At 57.9% G+C, this 19816-nt stretch carries 20 protein-coding genes; 7 read left to right on the forward strand and 13 right to left on the reverse strand.

Going from position 1 to position 19816, the window contains the following annotated elements; translation table 11 throughout:
• Positions 1 to 153: 153 nt before the first annotated feature.
• The 5 genes from LDN84_RS02785 to LDN84_RS02805 form a co-directional block, all read right to left on the reverse strand.
• Positions 154 to 1404, reverse strand: coding sequence for a multifunctional CCA addition/repair protein (locus tag LDN84_RS02785; RefSeq protein ID WP_223907835.1), 1251 nt, complete (start codon positions 1402 to 1404; stop codon positions 154 to 156).
• 1 nt (position 1405) lies between these two features.
• A complete protein-coding gene (locus LDN84_RS02790) occupies positions 1406 to 2089 on the reverse strand; it encodes a glutathione S-transferase family protein (protein WP_223912714.1) in 684 nt (227 codons plus the stop codon).
• 65 nt (positions 2090 to 2154) lie between these two features.
• A complete protein-coding gene (locus tag LDN84_RS02795; RefSeq protein WP_223907838.1) occupies positions 2155 to 5586 on the reverse strand; it encodes a bifunctional diguanylate cyclase/phosphodiesterase in 3432 nt (1143 codons plus the stop codon).
• The gene (locus tag LDN84_RS02800; protein WP_223907841.1) at positions 5583 to 6383 is read right to left on the reverse strand and encodes an ABC transporter substrate-binding protein; all 801 of its coding nucleotides are present in this window, start codon (positions 6381 to 6383) and stop codon (positions 5583 to 5585) included. Before LDN84_RS02800 ends, LDN84_RS02795 begins: the two co-directional genes overlap by 4 nt.
• 54 nt (positions 6384 to 6437) lie before the next feature.
• Positions 6438 to 8429, reverse strand: coding sequence for a lytic transglycosylase domain-containing protein (locus LDN84_RS02805; protein WP_223907843.1), 1992 nt, complete (start codon positions 8427 to 8429; stop codon positions 6438 to 6440).
• Positions 8430 to 8438: 9 nt separating this feature from the next.
• Between LDN84_RS02805 and LDN84_RS02810 the strand changes: the two genes are divergently transcribed.
• A complete protein-coding gene (locus LDN84_RS02810; RefSeq protein ID WP_223907846.1) occupies positions 8439 to 9038 on the forward strand; it encodes a 5-formyltetrahydrofolate cyclo-ligase in 600 nt (199 codons plus the stop codon).
• Between the two features lie 250 nt (positions 9039 to 9288).
• Here the strand turns inward: LDN84_RS02810 and LDN84_RS02815 are convergent, their stop codons facing one another.
• Positions 9289 to 9513 carry a BrnA antitoxin family protein gene (locus tag LDN84_RS02815; protein WP_223907849.1) on the reverse strand — a complete coding sequence of 75 codons (225 nt, stop codon included), beginning with the start codon at positions 9511 to 9513 and terminating at the stop codon, positions 9289 to 9291.
• Positions 9510 to 9797 (reverse strand): BrnT family toxin, encoded by a 288-nt coding sequence (locus tag LDN84_RS02820; protein ID WP_223907852.1) that lies wholly within the window; start codon positions 9795 to 9797, stop codon positions 9510 to 9512. Before LDN84_RS02820 ends, LDN84_RS02815 begins: the two co-directional genes overlap by 4 nt.
• Positions 9798 to 10009: 212 nt before the next feature.
• On the opposite strand from LDN84_RS02820, the gene LDN84_RS02825 reads away from it, so the two are divergent.
• The 3 genes from LDN84_RS02825 (at position 10010) to LDN84_RS02835 (ending at position 10924) form a co-directional block, all read left to right on the forward strand.
• Positions 10010 to 10366 (forward strand): reverse transcriptase domain-containing protein, encoded by a 357-nt coding sequence (locus LDN84_RS02825; RefSeq protein ID WP_223907855.1) that lies wholly within the window; start codon positions 10010 to 10012, stop codon positions 10364 to 10366.
• A gap of 109 nt (positions 10367 to 10475) precedes the next feature.
• The gene (locus LDN84_RS23075) at positions 10476 to 10649 is read left to right on the forward strand and encodes a group II intron maturase-specific domain-containing protein (RefSeq protein WP_353961411.1); all 174 of its coding nucleotides are present in this window, start codon (positions 10476 to 10478) and stop codon (positions 10647 to 10649) included.
• Positions 10577 to 10924, forward strand: a complete 348-nt coding sequence (locus tag LDN84_RS02835; protein ID WP_223907858.1) for a hypothetical protein — start codon at positions 10577 to 10579, stop codon at positions 10922 to 10924. Before LDN84_RS23075 ends, LDN84_RS02835 begins: the two co-directional genes overlap by 73 nt.
• 90 nt (positions 10925 to 11014) lie before the next feature.
• Here LDN84_RS02835 and LDN84_RS02840 read toward each other — a convergent pair whose 3' ends face one another.
• From LDN84_RS02840 to LDN84_RS02850, 3 genes are all read right to left on the reverse strand, one after another.
• Positions 11015 to 11506 (reverse strand): hypothetical protein, encoded by a 492-nt coding sequence (locus LDN84_RS02840; protein WP_223907861.1) that lies wholly within the window; start codon positions 11504 to 11506, stop codon positions 11015 to 11017.
• 64 nt (positions 11507 to 11570) lie between these two features.
• On the reverse strand, positions 11571 to 12587 hold the full coding sequence (locus tag LDN84_RS02845; RefSeq protein ID WP_223907864.1) for a hypothetical protein: 1017 nt from the start codon (positions 12585 to 12587) through the stop codon (positions 11571 to 11573).
• Between the two features lie 366 nt (positions 12588 to 12953).
• Positions 12954 to 13196, reverse strand: a complete 243-nt coding sequence (locus LDN84_RS02850; protein WP_223907867.1) for a hypothetical protein — start codon at positions 13194 to 13196, stop codon at positions 12954 to 12956.
• A 239-nt stretch (positions 13197 to 13435) separates the two neighbouring features.
• On the opposite strand from LDN84_RS02850, the gene LDN84_RS02855 reads away from it, so the two are divergent.
• Positions 13436 to 14398 (forward strand): IS1595 family transposase, encoded by a 963-nt coding sequence (locus LDN84_RS02855; protein ID WP_223907879.1) that lies wholly within the window; start codon positions 13436 to 13438, stop codon positions 14396 to 14398.
• 206 nt (positions 14399 to 14604) lie between these two features.
• On the opposite strand, the gene LDN84_RS02860 is transcribed toward LDN84_RS02855, so the two are convergent.
• Positions 14605 to 16005, reverse strand: coding sequence for an L-serine ammonia-lyase (locus LDN84_RS02860; RefSeq protein ID WP_223907882.1), 1401 nt, complete (start codon positions 16003 to 16005; stop codon positions 14605 to 14607).
• A gap of 86 nt (positions 16006 to 16091) precedes the next feature.
• On the opposite strand from LDN84_RS02860, the gene glmU reads away from it, so the two are divergent.
• On the forward strand, positions 16092 to 17528 hold the full coding sequence (glmU, locus tag LDN84_RS02865; protein WP_223907887.1) for a bifunctional UDP-N-acetylglucosamine diphosphorylase/glucosamine-1-phosphate N-acetyltransferase GlmU: 1437 nt from the start codon (positions 16092 to 16094) through the stop codon (positions 17526 to 17528).
• Positions 17529 to 17533: 5 nt separating this feature from the next.
• Positions 17534 to 18292: a sensor histidine kinase gene (locus LDN84_RS02870; protein WP_223907889.1), complete on the forward strand. Its 759-nt coding sequence runs from the start codon at positions 17534 to 17536 to the stop codon at positions 18290 to 18292.
• Between the two features lie 66 nt (positions 18293 to 18358).
• On the opposite strand, the gene LDN84_RS02875 is transcribed toward LDN84_RS02870, so the two are convergent.
• Positions 18359 to 18850 (reverse strand): Lrp/AsnC family transcriptional regulator, encoded by a 492-nt coding sequence (locus LDN84_RS02875; protein ID WP_223907891.1) that lies wholly within the window; start codon positions 18848 to 18850, stop codon positions 18359 to 18361.
• A gap of 22 nt (positions 18851 to 18872) precedes the next feature.
• A complete protein-coding gene (locus tag LDN84_RS02880) occupies positions 18873 to 19775 on the reverse strand; it encodes an EamA family transporter (RefSeq protein ID WP_223907894.1) in 903 nt (300 codons plus the stop codon).
• Positions 19776 to 19816: the final 41 nt, after the last annotated feature.

Below are 19816 nucleotides of genomic sequence, written 5' to 3' on the forward strand. Positions count from 1 at the left end.
CTCGCGTTGTATGCCCTCTGTCAAAACACGCGGCCAAATACGGCTGTTAGGCTCCCTTTCCGCCCCGGCGGGGGTGGAAAGGGCGGGGGGGATCGGGGGGGGAATACAAAAGTCTGCGCAACAAAAAAACCTTCTTCACCCACAACGTACAACTCACATGATCGCCCGCACCGCCTCCACCCGTGCCTGATGAATCAATTCACCTATTTTGGGCCCTGTAGCGCCCGCCGCCATTGCCTGAGCAGCTATCTCATTGGTAGCAACACTTTGGGCCGCTGTCAGTAGCCGAAGCAACAGGGGGCGTTGCGGGTAGGGCTCATCCTGAAAACCCAGGCGGCCACGGGCATCACATTCACAGGCCAGCAGCATGTCGGCAAAACGCGCGGGTTTGCGCAGCGCATCACAGCGCTCCAGCAGGCGCATCAGGGCGGCGGCGTTCAGATCCAGGCAACGGTGGATGTTGCTGTGTTCACGCGCCATCACGTCGGCCAGTTCGCGGCAGTCGTTGGGCACATGCAGGCGTTCACACAGGGGCTTGAGCAGTTGGGCGCTGCGCCCTTCATGGCCCAGGTGGCGCGGCAGGATGTCGGCCGGGGTGTTGCCCTTGCCCAGGTCATGGCCCAGGCAGGCAAAGCGCACCGGTAGGCTGGCTTGTAACTGCGCACTCATGTCCAGCACCATCATCACATGGACACCGGTGTCCACTTCTGGGTGGTAGTCGGCACGTTGCGCCACGCCCCACAAGCGGTCAACTTCGGGCAGCAGGCGCGCCAGGGCGCCGCAGTCGCGCAGCACGGCGAACATGCGTGAGGGTTGGGCTTCCATCAGGCCGCGGGCGATTTCTTGCCAGACACGTTCGCTCACCAGGTGATCGACTTCGCCGCTGTCGACCATCTCACGCATCAGCGCCAGGGTTTCGGGGGCCACACTGAAGTCGGTGAAGCGGGCGGCAAAACGGGCCACCCGCAGAATGCGCACCGGGTCTTCGCGAAACGCCGGGCTGACATGGCGAAACAGTTTGGCCGCCAGGTCTTGCACGCCACCGTAGGGGTCGATCACATTTTTGAGATCAAATTGGCCTCTGGCGCTTGTATGGCAAGCGCTAACAGCTATTGAATTGATAGTTATGTCGCGGCGCGCCAGATCGTCTTCCAGGGTGACATCCGGGGCGGTGTGGATGGCGAAGCCGTGGTAGCCGGGGGCAGTTTTGCGTTCCAGGCGGGCCAGCGCGTATTCCTCATGGGTGCGGGGGTGCAGAAACACCGGAAAGTCTTTGCCCACCGGCGTGTAGCCCTGCGCCAGCATGTGTTCCGGGCTGGCGCCAACCACCACCCAGTCACGGTCCTGGGTGGGGCGGCCCAGCAAGGCATCACGCACCGCACCACCCACCAGGTAAATCTGCATGTCAGCGGTGTAACCGGTAAGGCTCTTCAAAGGCCAGAAAGTCGTGCTCGGCGCGGGCGGCCTCCATCCAGGCTTGCACGCCCGGCAAAGTCAGCACCCGCTGCACGTAGGCGCTGATGTCTTCTGGCAGGGGCAGCGTATAGGTGATCAGGCGGGTGCAGAGAGGGGCGAAATAGGCATCGGCCACGCTGAAGTTGCCAAACAGCAGCGGCCCGCCGCTGGTGCGCAGGCAGTCCCGCCAAAGGCTGACCAGCCGCTCGACATCGGCACGTACAGCGGCGTTGTCACGCCAGATCAGTGCGCCGGTGTCGGGCAGGCTGGCTTCGATGTTCATTGGGCAGGCGCTGCGCAGGGCCCCAAAGCCGCTGTGCATTTCGGCGCAGACGCTGCGGGCGCGGGCCCGGTCCGCCTGGTCATGCGGCCAGAGCTCACATTCCGGGAAGCGCTCTGCCACGTATTCGGCAATCGCCAGGGTGTCCCACACCAGCAGGTCGTCCTCTTGCAGCACCGGCACCTTGCCGGTGGGGGAGATGTTTTTCAGGGCGGTTTTGAAGGCGGAATCTGGTGTGAAGGCATCAAAGCGCACCATCACCTCTTCAAAGGGAATGTCGGCTTGGGTGAGCAGCACCCAGGGGCGCATGGACCAAGAAGAGTAGTTTTTGTTGCCGATGTAGAGTTTCATGATGCGTCCTGCAAAAATCCAAAGGATAGCGCGTTCGGGCACGCCAGGATGGGTGCTGGCTGGCGATCTTAAGGGGCGGATAACTCCAGCCAGGGCTGTGCCTGCTGCCAGGTGCTGACCCACTGCAGAAAATCTTGTGCTGGCATGGGCGCGGCAATGCCAAACCCCTGTGCCCGCTCACAGCCCAGTTCCAGCAGGACTCGGCCTTGTGCCAGGGTTTCAACACCTTCGGCAATGACCTCATGGTGGAAGGCCCTGGCCAGGCCAATCACCCCTTGCAGAATAACCAGGTTGTCGGGGTTGTCCATCATGTCGCTGACAAAGCTTCGATCAATCTTGAGTTGAGCCACCGGCAGGCGTTTTAGATAGGTGAGGGAGGAGTAGCCGGTGCCGAAATCGTCCAGCGCAAACATCACGCCAAATTCCCGGCAAGTCTGGATCACCTGGGACACCGCGTCGATGTCTTCCAGTGCGCTGGTTTCCAGCACTTCAAGTTCCAGGCAGCCGGGGTTGATGTCCGGGTGGGCTGCCAGGATCAATTGCAGGCGTGGCACAAAATCATGTTGCTGCAACTGTCGTGCACCCACATTAACGCTCACCGGCAGATCCAGCCCGGCTTCGTGCCAGTCCTGCATCTGGGTCATGGCCTGGTTGATGACCCATTCCCCCAAATCAATCGCCAGCGGGTGGTTTTCAATGGTGGGTAGAAATTGTCCGGGTACCAACAGGCCATGCTCGGGGTGTGGCCAGCGGATCAGCGCTTCGGCTCCGATGATTTCCCCGGTGCGCAGGTTGACCTTGGGTTGGTAATACAGCACAAATTCATCAGTGGCAATGGCATGACGGATACGTTCCAGGCTTTCATGATGACCGCGCACGTTGCGATCCTGTTCCGCATCAAAGAAATGGTAGCGGTTTTTGCCGGACACCTTGGCTTGGTACATGGCCTGGTCGGCCTGGCGCTGCAGCTGATCGGCATCCATCTCGCTGTCCTGCGGGTAAAACGTGACCCCCAGGCTGGCTGAAACCTGCAGCCGGAAATCACCCAGCTGAATGGGTTCAGCCGCCGCACCCAACAGTCGTTTCAGAATCGGCAGACTCTCGTCGGTATGCAACAAATCCACCAGAACGGCGACAAACTCGTCGCCACCAATACGCGCCAGGGTGTCGCCTTCGCGCAAGGCGTGTTTCATCCGGTTGGCCAGCGTGGTCAGCAGAAGATCCCCGGCATCATGTCCGTGGGTGTCATTGACTGCTTTGAAGCCGTCCAGATCCAGAAAAACCACCGCCAGTTTGCGGCCGTGGCGCTGGGCTTGTGCCATGGACTGCGACAAACGGTCGGCCAGCAACACACGGTTGGGCAAACTGGTCAAGGTGTCGTAGTGGGCAATGTGTTCAAGCTGCTGTTCATGTTTTTTGGTCATCGTGATGTCCGAAAACAGGGCCACGTAATGCAGCGCCAGGCCTTGTGCGTTGTGCACCGTGCTGATGGTGAGCATTTCGGCATACACCTCGCCGGTTTTACGCCGGTTCCAGACTTCACCATACCAGTGGCCCTTGGTGGTCAGGCTTTGCCACATGGCCAGGTAATAAGCCTTGCTTTGCCGCCCCGAGTTCAGAATGCGGGGGTTCTTGCCGATCACTTCGTCATGCGCGTAGCCCGTGATGTCGCTGAACGCTTCATTCACATCGATGATGACACCGTCCAGGTTGGTGATCAGGATGCCTTCGCGCGAGTTGCTGAACACACTGGCGGCCAGCTCCAGTTTGGCCTCGTTCTGCTTTTGGTCCGTGATGTCGCGGCTGATGCCAAACAAGCCGACCACTTTCCCGTCGAAATCAAACAGCGGCCATTTGCTGGTGCTGACCCAGCCTTTGCGCCCGGATGCGTCAAAGTAGGGGTCAATCTTGTTGAGCAAGGGTTTGCCATCGTGAAACACGGCGTACTCCTCGTGGTGATAAATCCTGGCGGTTTCGGGGGGAAAAACCTCCAGATCATGTTTGCCGATCATGTCGCGCCAACTGGCGTGACCGGTGACATCGGCCAGCGGTTGGCTGGCAAAGCGAAAGCGGCTGTCCTTGTCTTTGAAATAGATGAAATCGCTGGTGTTTTCGAGAAAAGAGACAAAGTCGCGGTTGAGCTCGTTGCGGATGGTTTCGTTCTGTTTTTGTGCCGTGATGTCGGCCATCACCCCCACGTAGTGTTGCACCTGGCCCTGGCTGTTGAGGGACCGGGTGATCGACACCTGGGCATCAAAAGGTGTGCCGTCCTTGCGGTGGTTGACCAGCTCGCCCTGCCATTTTCCGGTGTGTACCAGTGTGGTCCACATGTTGGTGTAGAAGCCTGGGTCATGCTGACCCGAGGCGAGCAAGCGTGGGTTATGGCCCTGGATTTCGTGCTCGGCATAGCCGGTGATCGCCGTGAAGGCGGTGTTGACCGACAGGATGTTGGCCTGCGCATCGGTGATGATGATGGCCTCCGAGCTGGCATCAAACACGGTGGCATTGATGCGCAGCAGCCGTTCTGTCTCGTCACGATGTGCCGCCGCTTCCATTTGGCGGCGGTACATGCTGATGCTCAGCAGGGTGATGGCCAGCAGCACCGGGACGAGTACCGCCAGCAGGGTTTTGACCTCGGTCATCCAGGGTTGCAGCACACTGTTGCGCGCCAGATGGGTGATGACCACAAAGGGGTACAGACGGGATGATCGAAACGAGGTCAATACCTTCTCGTCATGTTCGTAGTTTTGCTCCAGCGAACCCGTTTCAACCTGTCCCTTGAGCAGCTCATCCACCACATACCCGTGCAAGGAGCCCGCCTTGGCCTGTGGGCTGGTGCTCATCAGCAGGATGCCGTCATAACGCAGGACTTCGACGATGCCTTCTTCGTTTTCCAGGGCACTCACCATGTGGTTGAGAAAATAGTCCGGGTTGAGCGCAATCAGCAGCCGCAACTTGTATCCGTCCATCAGCAAGGTTTTCGTGACCGGAATAAAGCTCTGTTCGTCGGGTGCCATGGGTTGTGCTGGGCTGGTGGCTCGCCCATTGGCAAAATCACGTCCGGCCCATGGTTGACCAATACGCAAAATCGCCTGGTCATTCACATCCTCTGGCAAGTAGTTCCGGGTGGTCACCATGAGGCCGACATTGGCCGGGTTGGAGCTTGCCAAAATGCGTCCGGCATCATCCTGGAGGGACATGGAGCGCAGAAAAGGGGTCTGGCGCAAGGTGTTGAGAAAAGCGTTCTCGATCTGCTTCAGGTTTGAATTCAGACGGTTCGGTGGGGGCGTGTTGGCGGCTGCCAATTCCGAGACGCGCAGGCTCTGCGTCAAAAAATCCTCAAAACTGCGCGAGTGCAGTGCTGAAACCTGCAGACCATTCTCCAGCGTATCCGCGCGAAGCCGCCACAGCGTGTAAACGGTGAGCGTCAATATGCCCGCCATAAACGACACCAGACCGAGTACAAAGACCCGGCGCAGCTGGCGCGGAGCCGAACTCATGGGGCGACGATGGGGTCGAGTTGGTGGCGTTTGGCGGCGGTCATCAGGCGGCCATCGCGTTTGATGGTGCTGACAAAGGTTTCAAGGCGTTTGAGCCAGGCCTCATCACCTGGTTTGATGGCGTAGGCGTAAGGCGTGATGTGATAGGCGCTGGGTGGGGATACCAGGCGCGCCCAGTCGGCATTGGCCAAAAAGCGTTGGCTGTAAGGGTAGTCGGTCATGAACACATCGGCGCGGCCGGACTGCACTTCTTGTTCACGCGCAAACGGTGTGTCCAGAATCAGCAGTTGTGCCGCTTTGAGCTTGTCTTTCATCACCGGTTCGTGGAGTGTGCCCTTGGCCACCGCGACCACCGTACCGGTTTTGTCAATGTCGTCCCAGCTCTTGATGCGCCGGTTGGTTTTGGTGGTTACCGCGTAGATGTCACTGGCCAGATGGGGTTGGGTAAAGCGCAGCTTTTCGGATCGCTGGGGGGTGATGCCAATGGCGAACATGGCCACATCACAACGGTCTTGGGTCACGTCTTCGATCAGCTTGGCAAATGAGCTGTCAACGAATTGCACCGCGACCCCCAGGTCTTTGCCCAGCTCATGGGCTAAATCAATATCAATGCCCGACAACAGCTGTGTTTTGGGGTTGCGGTAGGTGATGCCGTAGTAGTCTGGCCAGATGCAAACGCGCAATGAGTGGGTGGTCTGGATGCGGTCAAGGTGATTACCCGTCAGGCTTTGTGCAAAGCTTTGGTGCTGGGCACTGAGCGCAGCCATCACGACCAACGACAAGACGATATTGCGCATGGAATCTCCAACTTTTTATGTCAAAAGATTGTAGATGCCAAGGCCACAAGGTGTTCAGGGCAGCTCTTGATGGGCGGTTACCGTCGCATCCTGCGGGCCAATCTGCCCCAGCCGGGCTTTGAGCGATTGAGTTTTGCCGCTGATCATGGCTGCATAAATGGTGGTGTTGGCCAGCACTTTCTTGACGTAATCGCGAGTTTCGTTAAAGGGCACATTTTCAGCCCAGATCGCGGCTTCCATCACCGGGCCGCCGCTTTGGCCGCGCCAATTGCGTGGTCGTCCTGGGCCGGCGTTGTAGGCCGCTGCGGCCATCGGCATGGAGCCGGCAAAGTCGTCAAGCACCAGTTTCAGGTAACCGGTGCCAATGGCAATGTTGGTGTCCCGTTCACTGAGTTGCTGCGGGGTAAAGCCGGTCAGGCCGATTTTTTTGGCCGTCCAGCGGGCAGTGGCGGGCATCACCTGCATCAGGCCGGCGGCCCCCACGCCGGATTGGGCATCCATGACAAAGCGGCTTTCCTGCCGGATCAGGCCATACACATAGGCCGGGTCAAGCCCAATGTTACGGGTGCGCTCCAATACCGCCTGTTTGTGCGGCATGGGAAAGCGCTGTTTCAGGTCCACCACGCGCTTGGTGCGTTCGCTGGTGTTGATGCAGCGGTCCCACACCTCGTGCTCACAAGCCAGATCCGCGGCGGCCAGCAGCTCACGGTCAGACATGCCACCGGCCTGGTGCATGTTGGTGGCGTAGTTCCATTCGCGCACACCCTCGCTGCGCAAGCCCAGCTGGATGGCGGCCAGGGCGCGTTGCAAACCGGGGTTGGTCCGGGCGGCTTCTTTCTCGGTGGCCGTCAGCGGCTCTGGCTGCGGCGGCGGGGTGATGGGTAGGCCCAGCTCTTCTTGCGCCAGCAACTCATAAAAACCGCGCACGCCAGCAATACTCTGTAGCAGCGTGCGGGCTTCTTGCTGGGCCGCATTGTTCTGGGTGAGGGTCAGCAAACCGCGGGCGCGCCAGTAAACCCATGTTGGCTCGGCGGCGGTGGCCGGGCTCATGGCGGCAATTGATGACAACACCCGCGGCCATTGGTTGGCCCGCAGGGCCGCGCGGGCATACCAAGTGAGGTGCTCGTCACTTAAATCAGCGGCATTGGCGTTGGCAAAAAAGCCGAGCGCGTTGGGTGCCAGTCTTTGTGCGGCCTGCTTGCCAATGGCACCCCAGGCCCAGGCACGTTGCTGGGCATCAAGCTGGGCTGCCCAGCGGTGGCCCAGCAACTGGGCGGCACCCTCCGGGTCGGTTTCCGCCAGCCGGATCAGCGCCAGCACGGCCAGTTCTTGATCATTCCTCAGGCTGCGGGGGGTGGTCTTGCTCAAATACTTTTCGGGTTTGACCAACAGGCTGGTCAGTGCCGCATCGGCCTGGGGGGCCACCATGTCCACGGCTTGCTGCGTGGCTTTGATTTGCCGCGCCTCCAGGCTCAGACGGGCCTTGCGCCAGATGTCTGCGGGGGTGAGTTGCTGGTTGTCAAAGTGGGCCTGGGCGGCGAGTGTGCAGCCATCGCCGGCATTTTTTTGAGCATACCACTGGTCTTTGACTTCATGCGACATGTCCACCCCACCCAGAATGTGCTCCATGGCCAGGGTGTAACAGCGCACTTCGCGGTCATCTTTCATGCGGTAGCTGGGGGCTACTTGCACAAACTGGTTCCAGTCACGGCGCTGGCCCAGCAACAACAGCCAGTCGTTGCGCAAACGGTCTTCCTGGTAAGTGTCCGGGTAGCGGCGCAGAAACGTGCTGATCTCTTGTGCGGAGGCGCTTTCCAGCCGGGATCGGAGCTCCCAATAGGCGGCCCAAGGCTCCAACACATGACCGCGTGTCAAGGGCAACAACTCACTCAGACGTTTGGATTGGCCTTTTTTGAAGGCTTGGGCCATCTCCAGCACCACCTCATCAGCAGGGTTGGCGGCCGGTGCGGCCGCCAGTATGGTGGTTGTTACGCCGCCCAGTAAGCCCGCAAGGGCAATCGATGTCAAAATAGTTCTGAACTGCATGTGGAGATTATGGATAACTCTGAAGAAAAAAGAGCGCTTGAGAAAAAAGCCTTACGCCAGCACCTCATTACGCAACGCTTGCAACTGCCTGATCGTGCACAGCGTATTGCCGCTTTGCAACAAATCATGCGCATATGGCTGGTGGGTCGATCCGACACCGTGATTGGCGCTTACTGGCCGATCAAGGGTGAATTTGACCCACTGCCCGCCTTACACCGCTGGAAGGAAGACGGTGAACTCATCGAACAACCCCAGCTGCGCAAGATTGGACTGCCGGTGGTGGACAAAGTTCACAAAACCATGACATTTCACACCTGGTACCCCGGCTGCCCCATGGAAGACGATGCCTATGGCATCCCCAAACCCAAAGATACCGAGGTCATCCACCCCAGCTTGCTGTTTGTGGCCTGCGTTGGCTACGCCGCTGGCGGCTACCGGCTGGGTTATGGCGGCGGATTTTATGACCGCATGCTGGCGGGCCTGTCACCCCGGCCCTTCACCGTGGGTTTGAGCTTTGGCACCGACTTTTTACCCGACTTTGAACCTGAACCGCATGATCTGCCCATGGATGCTATTTTGAATGACCATGGGGTGGTGTGGCCGATTTGATCTTTTTGCTATTTAATAGATAGCTTCTAGCGCTTGTATGACATTGTCTAGAGCCTGTTTTGTCATATACAAGTTAAACGGGAAGGCTCAAGGGCACGGGTGACCGGAATCAGAGTCGGCATTGGAAGACTTGCAACCAAACCCGGCGGGAGTCACCAGACGGCATGGTGTTTAACGTTGGTGCTGTCCGGCGCACTGCAGGCGCTGCGAAGCGGTTTCCTTCTGCTGCGTGTCCGCGATGAGCAGCTTATTAAACGGCTTGTGGCCAATTAATTTGTACCTTTCGACTGTTGGCAAGGCAGTCGCGTAGATACAGGTTAATCAGACTCTGATAGGGAACGCCCGATTCCTCGGCCATTCCCTTGAAGTAGTCCACAACATCCTCCGAAAGACGCATGGTCACAGGCTTCTTCAACTTGGACGCGTATGGATTCTTGCGGGACTTCAGTTTGGAAAGATCGTATTCTGCTTTCATGGTTGTTCACCTCGATAGAACGCGCTTTCGCGCTTGGTCGCCTTGCGAGCAGAGATGATGCGAATAACTGCACCGTGCTCCCGTTCGCAATGACAGACGATGAGCAGCTTTGCCCCCGAGCTCATACCAAGCATCAGAAAGCTCTCTTCGTCGGATGAGTGTTCCTCATCGAAGAATTGAATGCCAAATTCGTCGAAAAATATCGTCTTGGCTTCTTCAAAAGACACCTGATGCTTCTTGAGATTTGCAACGGCTTTGGGCTCATCCCATTCGAACTTAATCATACATACATTGTATTTATCGTTTGTGACAAGTCAAGTTGCAAATAGTGCAGCTGTTTAACGTTGGAGGCCATGCCGACGGCGTGTCCGTAATCGTCTACCGACGATTACGAAGGGGCTGACCCGTGAGGGTTGGTCTGGAGGAAGCCCGAGTACAGCGCGACTTGCAGCAATGCAGGCCGTGACGATGCAGAAGTCAGCAGCGGCCATAGTAGGTGTTCAGGAGTCGGGGCACTGAAGGGCCACTGTCGCCACTGCTGGCAAACATCCTGCTGCACCAGCTTGACATTGAGCTGGAGAAGCGGGGACACCGCTTTGCACGTTACGCCGATGACATGGTCATTCTGGTCAAAAGCCAACGCGCGGCACAGCGGGTGATGGACTCCATCACGCGGTATCTGGAGACCACCCTCAAGCTCAAAGTCAACTTGGCCAAAAGCAAAGCAGCAACGATGAGCGAATGCGCCTTTCTGGGTTTCACGATCAAGGGCAAGAAAATACGCTGGACCGATAAGGCGCTGGCGGACTTCAAGCACCGGATCAAAGAGCTCACAGGCAGAAGCTGGGGCTGAGCCACTACACAAACAGTCCCTGCGGACTGTTTGTGACAGGCGAAGGGGCGGGTCTTGAGGCCCGACGCGCCCTGCAAGGGTTTGGCTGCTGGAATACCGGCTGCGAAAACTGGGGCAATATCTTCGGGGCTGGACGGCGTACTTTGGCATCAGCCAGTACTACCGGCCCGTCCCCGAACTGGACGAGTGGATCAGACGGCGTATTCGCATGTGCTACTGGAAACAGTGGCGCTGGGAGCGTTACCCAAGATCAAGAATCTGCTGGCTTTGGGGGTTGACCTGAAGTCCGCGATTCAGCACGGTGTCAGTAGCAACAGCTACTGGCAAATGTCCAGAACCCCGGAGATCAACCAAGCCATTTCCAACGCTGAGCGCTGCGGCTCCAACAGTGCCTGCGCACTGTTGGACAGCACGAAGAGGCCACGCCTGCGGCGTGGGTGCGGCCTGCAAGGCTGGCTAAAGGAACAAGGTTTGCTCAGTGTGAAGGACCTGTGGTGCAAGGCACAGGGCTACACGGGAAAGAAGAGGAAAACTTCGTCGAGCGTGCCGACTTGTTGAACCGCCCACTGCAGACCCGCATGGTGGGTGGTGTGGGGGCTGGGAGTTAGAGACTCCCGGCTACCCGATTGGGCAGCAACCCTATCAAGCTCATTTTAGATATGTTTCCTTCAGGCCTATTTGCCCGAAAACATTGTTGATTTCATCCATGGTATTCGAGAGCGTCTCCGTGAGAATTCCCTCTACGCCATATATATCTTCAGACTCCACTGCATCTGAATAGATGGTCTCGTCAGTGTATTCGAGGCCTAACGAGCTCCATCGCTGTACGTGTGCATAAACCTCGGAGAACGACACCTCATGACCCAGAGAATGGCAGTAATCATTGCGAATGTCATTGAGGTCGTTACAGATGTCTCCTACCCATTGGGGCATGGGGCTATTCTCAATGGACTTTTCGACTTTCGTTAGGAATGGCCACCGCCAAATCTCTTCACCAAAACCTGCTTTCTCTAGGATTTTGCCGAGCATTGCTTCGATGACCAGATGGCCTTTCAATACGAGTGCCAATATGTCTTCGTCTTTGAACGCGGACGAGAGGTGATAGTCGAAGGTTGGCTCGATTTTTGGCTTTCTTACCATCCGTGACTCCTGAACTTTTGTTGACTTGGTGACCAACGTTCAAGGTAACCGGGGCTGCGCCGATTTATGGCGCAGCGTCAGGTTGACCGCCGGGTTGGGCATCGCTTTCAGGATGAGCTTGGGGTTTGGAGATTAAGATTGAAAGACCGGTGCCTTCATTGACCCACTCATTACAACTAATGGTCAATTCATTTTCACCTTTGGCGTCAATATATACCTGCGCCCCGAAAACAAACGTGTGAAAGTCCTTTATCGCCAAACCATCTTCACATCTAAGGAAATGTCTGAATCCGTCAGTCGGTTGGAGCGCACTGAACGAGAGCATTTTCCAATGATCAAAGCCGGGCTCCACCATATTGATCTCGATATCCAAATGAGAGCAATTTTTCTGATATGTACTCAAATCGATTGTCGCAAGCCGCGCCTTTCCAGCATCAATCTCCACTGGCTCATATGTAAGCTCAGTTATCACCTTGCGCTCACCATGCGGCGTATTGATAATTATACGATCACAGTTTGAATCTTTTTCTTTTTCAAAGAATCCTACCTTGATATCGCTATAGCCTTGCTTTGTCGGAAACAACCGATAGGTAATTTTCGATTCACAAACTACTCTATCCTTTGATTTGTCGATATATGCTCTGACATTAACTGTGTAGTTACTCCTGACGCACTTTCCAGTTACATCCATGGCTTGAGTAATGTATGTATTCAAATAGTCCTCAATATTTGAATAGATACGCTTTTCTTCTGAGGATGGTTTAATTAGTGAGCTCAATGCCTCGCGCTTACTCTCGGCATCAATATTGCCAAGAAAATTTCTGCTTACCACAATGTCCTGAAGCAACTCACGGATTTTGTTTACGAACTCCGAGGTTCCGGCAGCGAACGTAAATATTGCAGCAACGACAATGGCGATACCTATGGACTGTATTAGTCCTGTGATCGACGTAAACCATAGGTCGGCGATCTTGAACTGCTCTGCCAATACAACTGAGAGCAAGACCAGAACAATGCCTAGCCAAAGATAATTGGAGAAAAAGAACTTCATCCATGCTTCAACTTTTTCATTGGCTTTCATTGCGCTTCCTTAGAGTGATTCGATGCCCAACAATCAGCGTTTATCCGCCGCGCTGCAATGCTTGAAGAAACCATAGACACCTCCCGCGGCTGATAAACCATGTTGGACTGAACCGCCTGTGTGGACGGTGGCGAATAGGGGGATTGAAAGCTTCTCCCCTGCGTGTGATGTCAGATCATAGCGGGACTGCAGCGTCAATCTGTTGGCAGACCGCCCAACTCACGCGCCAAACAAGCATGCATTCGCGCCTGAGCGTTGCGTTTTGCGCCTTGCCTGGCGCTGTGCCAGCGTGAGGCACAGCCTTGCCCCCGCCAGCTTTGCCGCTGACGTGAAACCCTCTGCCAATTCCAGCCGTCTGCTTGTGCCTCACGGAGGCCCCCGCTCCTGTGGCCAGGCCAGCGAACCCGGAACTGGCAACTGCCTGACCCCAGCCAACACCTCAACCGTTCGCAAGTGCCCGACTTTGCACACCGGGCACAAGCCCACATCCATCCTGCTCACACGGGCCATAAAGACTTGAGCCGACTCCAGCGCCCGTGGGTTGAGTGCTGCGGGCATCTGCAAGGCGTGCCGCGCTAGCTTGAGCTTTTCCCCTTGCAAGCAGTCCACAAAATGCTACAAAACAAATAGCTTCTTGCGCTTGATATATAAGCGCTAGAGGCCAATTTGGCATATGAAAAGCAATGACTCAGGTCATCAACACCCATTCGCCCTGAGTTGGGCCAGCAGGTCAACAGGTGTTGAGTGCTGAAAATTTAGAGTGAAATTGGGCTATGTCTGAATTAGCTGTTGAAAGATATGTGAGTTCAGCCTAAAGTGAAGGAGAAGAGTAGTCATGGAGGAGCAGCATGAACCCTAGCGACTTTGCCAAACTTCTCAGTCAGCTGGAATCTCTGAGCACCAAGCAGCTGGCAAGGGTACGAGAAACCCTCAAAGGGCTTCCCCATACGTCAGGTGCAGCCATTGCTGGCGTACTTCAGGGCCCCAACGTGTGCCCCAACTGTCAGGCCCCAGCCGAACAACTACGACCTTGGGGACACAGCCATGGGCTGCCACGCCTGCGCTGCCACGCCTGCGGCAAAACCTGCAATGCGCTCACCGGCACGCCCTTGGCACACTTGCGCAAACGCGAACAATGGCTTGGCTATGCGCAGACATTGATTGAGGGCGTGAGCGTGCGCCAGGCCGCCCAATGCTGCAGCGTGGATAAAAACACCGCATTTCTCTGGCGGCATCGCTTTCTGCAGGCCGCTGCCACACATCGCCCCGCGCATGAAGGCGGAATTGTCGAGGCTGATGAGACCTTCTTTCTGGAGTCCTTCAAAGGACAACGCAAGCTGCCCCGGTGCGCACGCAAACGTGCTGGGGTGGGTGCTGCGTGGGAGCACATTGCCGTATTGGTAGTACGTGATCGCAGCGGACAAACAGCTGATTTCCGGCTACAAAAAATCGACGCATCCCATATCACCGACGTGCTTGGCCCCTTGGTGGACAAGGATGCCATCCTGTGTACGGATGGTGCGCGGGTTTATCAAAAGGTTGCCCGCAATATGGGCTTGACCCATCGCGCCATCAATGTTCACAAGGGCATACACGTCATTGAGGGGGCTTTCCATATCCAAAATGTCAACGCTTATGACAGTCGCCTCAAGCAGTGGATGAAACGCTTTCACGGGGTGGCTACCAAGTATCTAGAAAACTATCTTGGCTGGCGGCGCATGTTGGAGCGCTACTGCCAAAGCATGTCTCCAGCCATTTGTCTGAGTGAGGCTATGGGGAGATTCCAATTGCAACAGCTAATTCAGACATAGCCTGAAATTGGCCTCTAGCCCTTGTCAATATTGCGCAAACCACTATCAAATTTGAATTTTCTTCCGTAGCAGTTTTGCTGAGTTTATTAAACAAAATAGGCCTCTAACCCTTGCTTCATATGCGCAAGACGCTCCTTAATGCATAGTGAAAGCGATGCTCATGCTCAGTTGAGCGCAATCGCCGTCAAGCTGCCGAAGCGACACCATCAGCACTCCACAATATTCACCGCAAGCCCCCCGCGTGAGGTTTCCTTGTACTTGGTCTTCATGTCGGCCCCGGTGTCGCGCATGGTTTTGATGACTTTGTCGAGCGACACCACGTGGCTGCCGTTGCCTTGCAGGGCCATGCGGGCGGCGTTGATGGCTTTCACTGCGCCCATGGCGTTGCGCTCGATGCAGGGTACTTGCACCAGGCCGCCGACCGGGTCGCAGGTCAGGCCCAGGTTGTGTTCCATGCCGATTTCGGCGGCGTTTTCCACCTGCGCCGGGCTGCCGCCCATGACGGCGGCCAGGCCGGCGGCGGCCATCGAGCAGGCCACACCGACCTCGCCCTGGCAGCCGACTTCGGCCCCGCTGATCGAGGCGTTGAGCTTGTACAGCATGCCGATGGCGGCAGCACTCATCAGGAAGTTGCTCACCTCGTCCATGGCCAGCTCTTGCCCACGCAGGCCGCCTACGGGCACCACAAAGCGGTCGCAGTAGTGCAGCACCGCCGGGATCACACCCGAGGCCCCGTTGGTGGGGGCGGTCACCACCCGGCCACCCGAGGCGTTTTCTTCGTTCACCGCAAAGGCGTAGACGTTGACCCAGTCCAGCACGCTCAAAGGGTCGGCCAAGGTGCGCTCGGCGCGTTCGCGCAGTTGCGCGGCCAGCACCGGGGCGCGGCGTTGCACCTTGTACGGACCGGGCAGCTCGCCCTGGCGGCTTAAGCCCCGCTGCACACATTCGCGCATCACGCGCCAGATGGCTTGCAGGCCGGTGCGAATCTCGTCGTCACTGCGCCAGGTGCGCTCATTGGCCCACATCAGCTGGCTGATGCTTAAACTGTGCTGCTCGCAAAGTGAGAGCAGTTCAGCGCCGGATGTGAAGGGGTAGGGTACTTTTTGGTATTCGGTCAACACGGCCTCGTTGGCCGCCCCGGCAGTGACCACAAAACCGCCACCGACGCTGAGGTACTTGGACTGTTTGAGTGGCTGGCCCTGGGCATCGCAGGCGGTGAATTTCATGCCGTTGGGGTGCTCGGCCAGGGCTTCGCGGCGGTACATCAGCAGGTGTTCTTTTTCCACAAAACGAATGTTGTGGCCACCGGCCAGCGGCAGGGTTTGGCTGGCGCGGGCCTGGGCGATCAGGCTGGGCACTGCATCCACATCCACCGTGTCAGGGGCGTGGCCCATCAGCCCGAGCATCACCGCCACGTCCGAGCCGTGGCCTTTGCCGGTGGCCCCGAGCGAGCCATACAGCTCGCAGGTGATGCTGGTTGCACTGGCCAGCAGGCCTTGCTGAGTCAGCGCTTGAATGAACAGGCTGGCGGCCCGCATCGGCCCCACGGTGTGGGAGCTGCTGGGGCCGATGCCGATTTTGAAGAGGTCGAAAACGCTGATGGCCATGGTGTGTGCGGGTAAGTTGGGATTCAGGCCAGAAACTGCCCGCTGATAATGCAGGCATTCAAACTGACAGGACAAGGAAGGTTCGTATGACGGGTACTTTGGACATTTTTTCAGTCAAGCCGCTGGACGTGGTCATTATGGCGGCGGGCAAGGGCACACGCATGAAGAGCAAGCTGCCCAAGGTTTTGCACCAGCTGGCCGGGCGGGCTTTGTTGCAACATGTGGTGGACACCGCGGCTGAATTACAGGCCCGCCAGGTGACCGTGATCACCGGCCATGGCGCTATAGAAGTAGAAGCTGCTCTCGCAGTTAATACGGGGGCTACAAGCCAATTTGACTTGAATTTTGTGCGCCAGGAGCCGCAATTGGGCACCGGCCACGCAGTGCAGCAAGCCGTGCCAGTGCTGCGTGACGATGGTGTGGTGGTGGTGCTGTCGGGTGACGTGCCTTTGACGCAGGCCGACACCTTGCAACAGCTCATTGCCGCCTGCGCAGGAACCAAGCTGGCGCTGCTCACCATTGATTTTGCTGACCCCAACGGTTATGGCCGCATCGTGCGCGAGGGCGACACGGTCAAGGCCATCGTCGAGCAAAAAGATGCCACACCCGAGCAGCGCCGTATCACCGAGGTCTACAGCGGCATCATGGCCGTGCCCGCCGTGCTGCTGAAGCAATGGCTGACCCGGCTCGACAACCAAAACGCCCAGGGCGAGTACTACCTGACCGACATCGTGAAATTTGCCGTGGCCGATGGGCTGCCGGTGGTGGCGCACAAGATTGCGGATGCTGTGCAGGTTGCAGGGGTCAACAGCCCGGTGCAACTGGCTGAGCTGGAGCGGGCTTACCAGAAGCGCATCGCGCTCCAATTAATGGAGCAAGGCGTGCGCCTGGCCGACCCGGCGCGGCTGGATGTGCGCGGCAGTTTGCAGTGTGGTCAAGACGTGTCGATTGACGTGAACTGCGTGTTTGAAGGCCAGGTCAGCCTGGGCGAGGGGGCACGGGTCGGGGCCAATTGTGTGATCCGCGACGCGGTGATTGGTGCGGGTGCGGTGATTCACCCCTTCACCCACATCGAAGGTGGCAAGCCCGGCGGCAAGGATGCGGTGGAGGTGGGAGCCGGTGCGCTGATTGGCCCGTTTGCCCGCCTGCGCCCCGGTGCCAAACTGGGGGCCGAGGTGCACATTGGCAATTTTGTCGAGGTGAAAAACTCCACCCTGGCCAAGGGTGCCAAGGCCAACCACCTGGCTTACCTGGGTGATGCCACGGTGGGCGAGCGGGTGAACTACGGCGCAGGCAGCATCACCGCCAACTACGACGGCGCGTACAAACACCGCACCGTGATCGAGGCCGATGTGCACATTGGCAGCAACTGTGTGCTGGTGGCCCCGGTGACGATTGGCGCGGGTGGTACGGTGGGCGGCGGCTCCACCGTCACCAAAGACACGGCCCCGCTGGCGCTGACGGTGGCACGCGCACGACAAATAAGCATTGCCAACTGGAAACGGCCGCAAAAGGCCAAGTAAACCCGATGTCTGCCGCACCTGAGCAAGAAGTTGAAGTGGAGCGCCTGAAGCACGAGCTGGCGCAGTTGCGCACCGAGTTTCAGGACTTCACCTACAGCGTGTCGCACGATCTGCGGGCCCCGCTGCGCCACATTCGGGCGTTCACCCAAGTCATTGAAGAAGACTTGCCGGATGCACCGCCCGACATTCGGGCGCATCTGGCCACCATCCATCAGTCGGCCCAGTTGCTCACGCAACAGCTTGACGGGTTGTTGATGTTGTCCCGGCTCGGCCAGCAAGCGGTCAAACTCCAGGCGGTGCAAGTTCTGCCCTTGTTGCAGTCGGTGCTGGACGAGCTGCAACAGCAACAGCCGCAGCGCCAGCTGCAATGGCACATGGCACAGGATTTTCCTGAGCTGTGGGCCGATGCCGACCTGTTGCGCCAGGTGTTCAGCCATGTGCTGGACAACGCCATGAAGTTCACCCGCAAACGCGAGCTGGCGCAGATCAACATCACCTGGCAATGGATGATGCCTGTGGACTCCGAGGACATGAAACTCTGCCAGATCACCATCTCCGACAACGGCATCGGCTTTGTGCCGGAGCAGGCCAGCAAGCTGTTCAAGGTGTTTGCCAAGCTGCACCCGGTGCGTGATTTTGAAGGCCTGGGCCTGGGTCTGGTGGCCAGCCGCAAGCTGCTGGCGCACATGGGTGGCAGCATCGGCATCAGCGCCCAGGTGAATGGGGGCTGCCAGGTGCAGATCAGTTTGCCGTCACGGCAATGATTCAAAAGTGATAGCTGCTTGCGCTTGATTAACAAGCGCTAGAGGCCAGAATGGTTTGTATAACTTTCAAATTGAGGCTGGCAGTGGCACGGCGGCCCCAAACTTGCTGCGCTTGATGCTGAAAAAGCTTTTGACGTTGCGCACATTGGCATCTGTGGTGAACAGGCGTTGTGTCAGCGCCAGGTAGTCGGGCATGTCGCGCACATGGATCACCAGCACAAAATCCGGCCCGGGTGAGACGCGGTAACACTGCTGCACGGCATCCTCGGTGGCGACTTTTTTCTCAAAAGCCACCAGTGCGTTCTGGTCTTGCCGATCCAGCGTGATTTCTGCCACCGCACACAGGCTGTGACCCATCACCTGCGCCAGGGTGTCCACGCTCAGGATGGCAATTTCGCGCTCGATCAACCCGGCCTCCACCAGCCGTTTGACGCGGCGCAGGCAAGTGGGGGGCGACACGTGCACCAGCTCGGCCAGCGCCTGGTTGCTTAAAGAGGAGTCCACTTGCAAGCGCGCCAGCAGTTGCAGGTCAATCGGGTCAAGTTCCAATGGGTTCATGGGCGAGGTGTGTATATATCGTTCAGCGGGCAGCTTGGGCACGTTTGCGCCGTTGCATCCACCAAGGCCACAGCAGGTTCAGTGCCAAGCCGCTGAGCACCAGTGTGGCGGCGATCAGTTTCCAGGCGGGCAAGCCCTCATTCAGCCAGAGTGCCGAGCCACCCATGCCAAACAGCGGCACCAGCAACGCCATGGGGGTGATGGTGGCGGCGGAATAACGCGCCAGCAGCCAGCCCCAGGCGGCGTAGCCAAACAGCGAATTGCCCCAGGCCTGCCAGGCCACGGCCGCCCAGGTGAAGGCATCGGCCTGCGCCAAGCTGATGGCCACCGCATCCCAGCCCTCCATCCAGAGGGTCAGCAAAATCAGTGGTGGCACGGCAAACAGGCTGGACCACACTACATAGGCCACCATGTGGATGCGTCCAGCCGAGCGGTTGACCAGGTTGCCGCCGGCCCAGGACAGGGCGGCCAGCAAAATCAGGCCCAGCCCCAGTGGTGTGGTGCTGCCGTCGGTGTGTGACACGATCACCGCCAGGCCCGCAGCGCCCAGGCCCAGGGCCAGCCATTGCACCCGCTGCAAGGATTCACCCGCCATCCACATGGCCAGGCCAATGGTGAAAAACACCTGGGTTTGGATCACCAGCGAGGCCAGGCCGGGGGAGATGTGGCCATTCATCGCGACAAACAGCAAGCCAAATTGTCCGACCCCGATCAACAAGCCATAAGCGGCCAGATTACGCCACGGGACGGCCGGGCGCGGCAGGAAAAACACCGTGGGTAGCACCACCACAATGAAGCGCAAAGTGGCAAACAGCAGGGGCGGCATTTGTCCCAAAGCCAGTTTGATGACCACAAAGTTGCTGCCCCATACGGCGACCACAGCCAGTGCTAGAAGAAAATGGCGCAGAGATAGTGAGGTTTTCATTCGTAATTATTAAATTTATGAAATAAATCTATATTAAATAT

It is taken from the genome of Rhodoferax lithotrophicus (assembly GCF_019973615.1).
GTDB classification, from domain to species: domain Bacteria; phylum Pseudomonadota; class Gammaproteobacteria; order Burkholderiales; family Burkholderiaceae_C; genus Rhodoferax; species Rhodoferax lithotrophicus.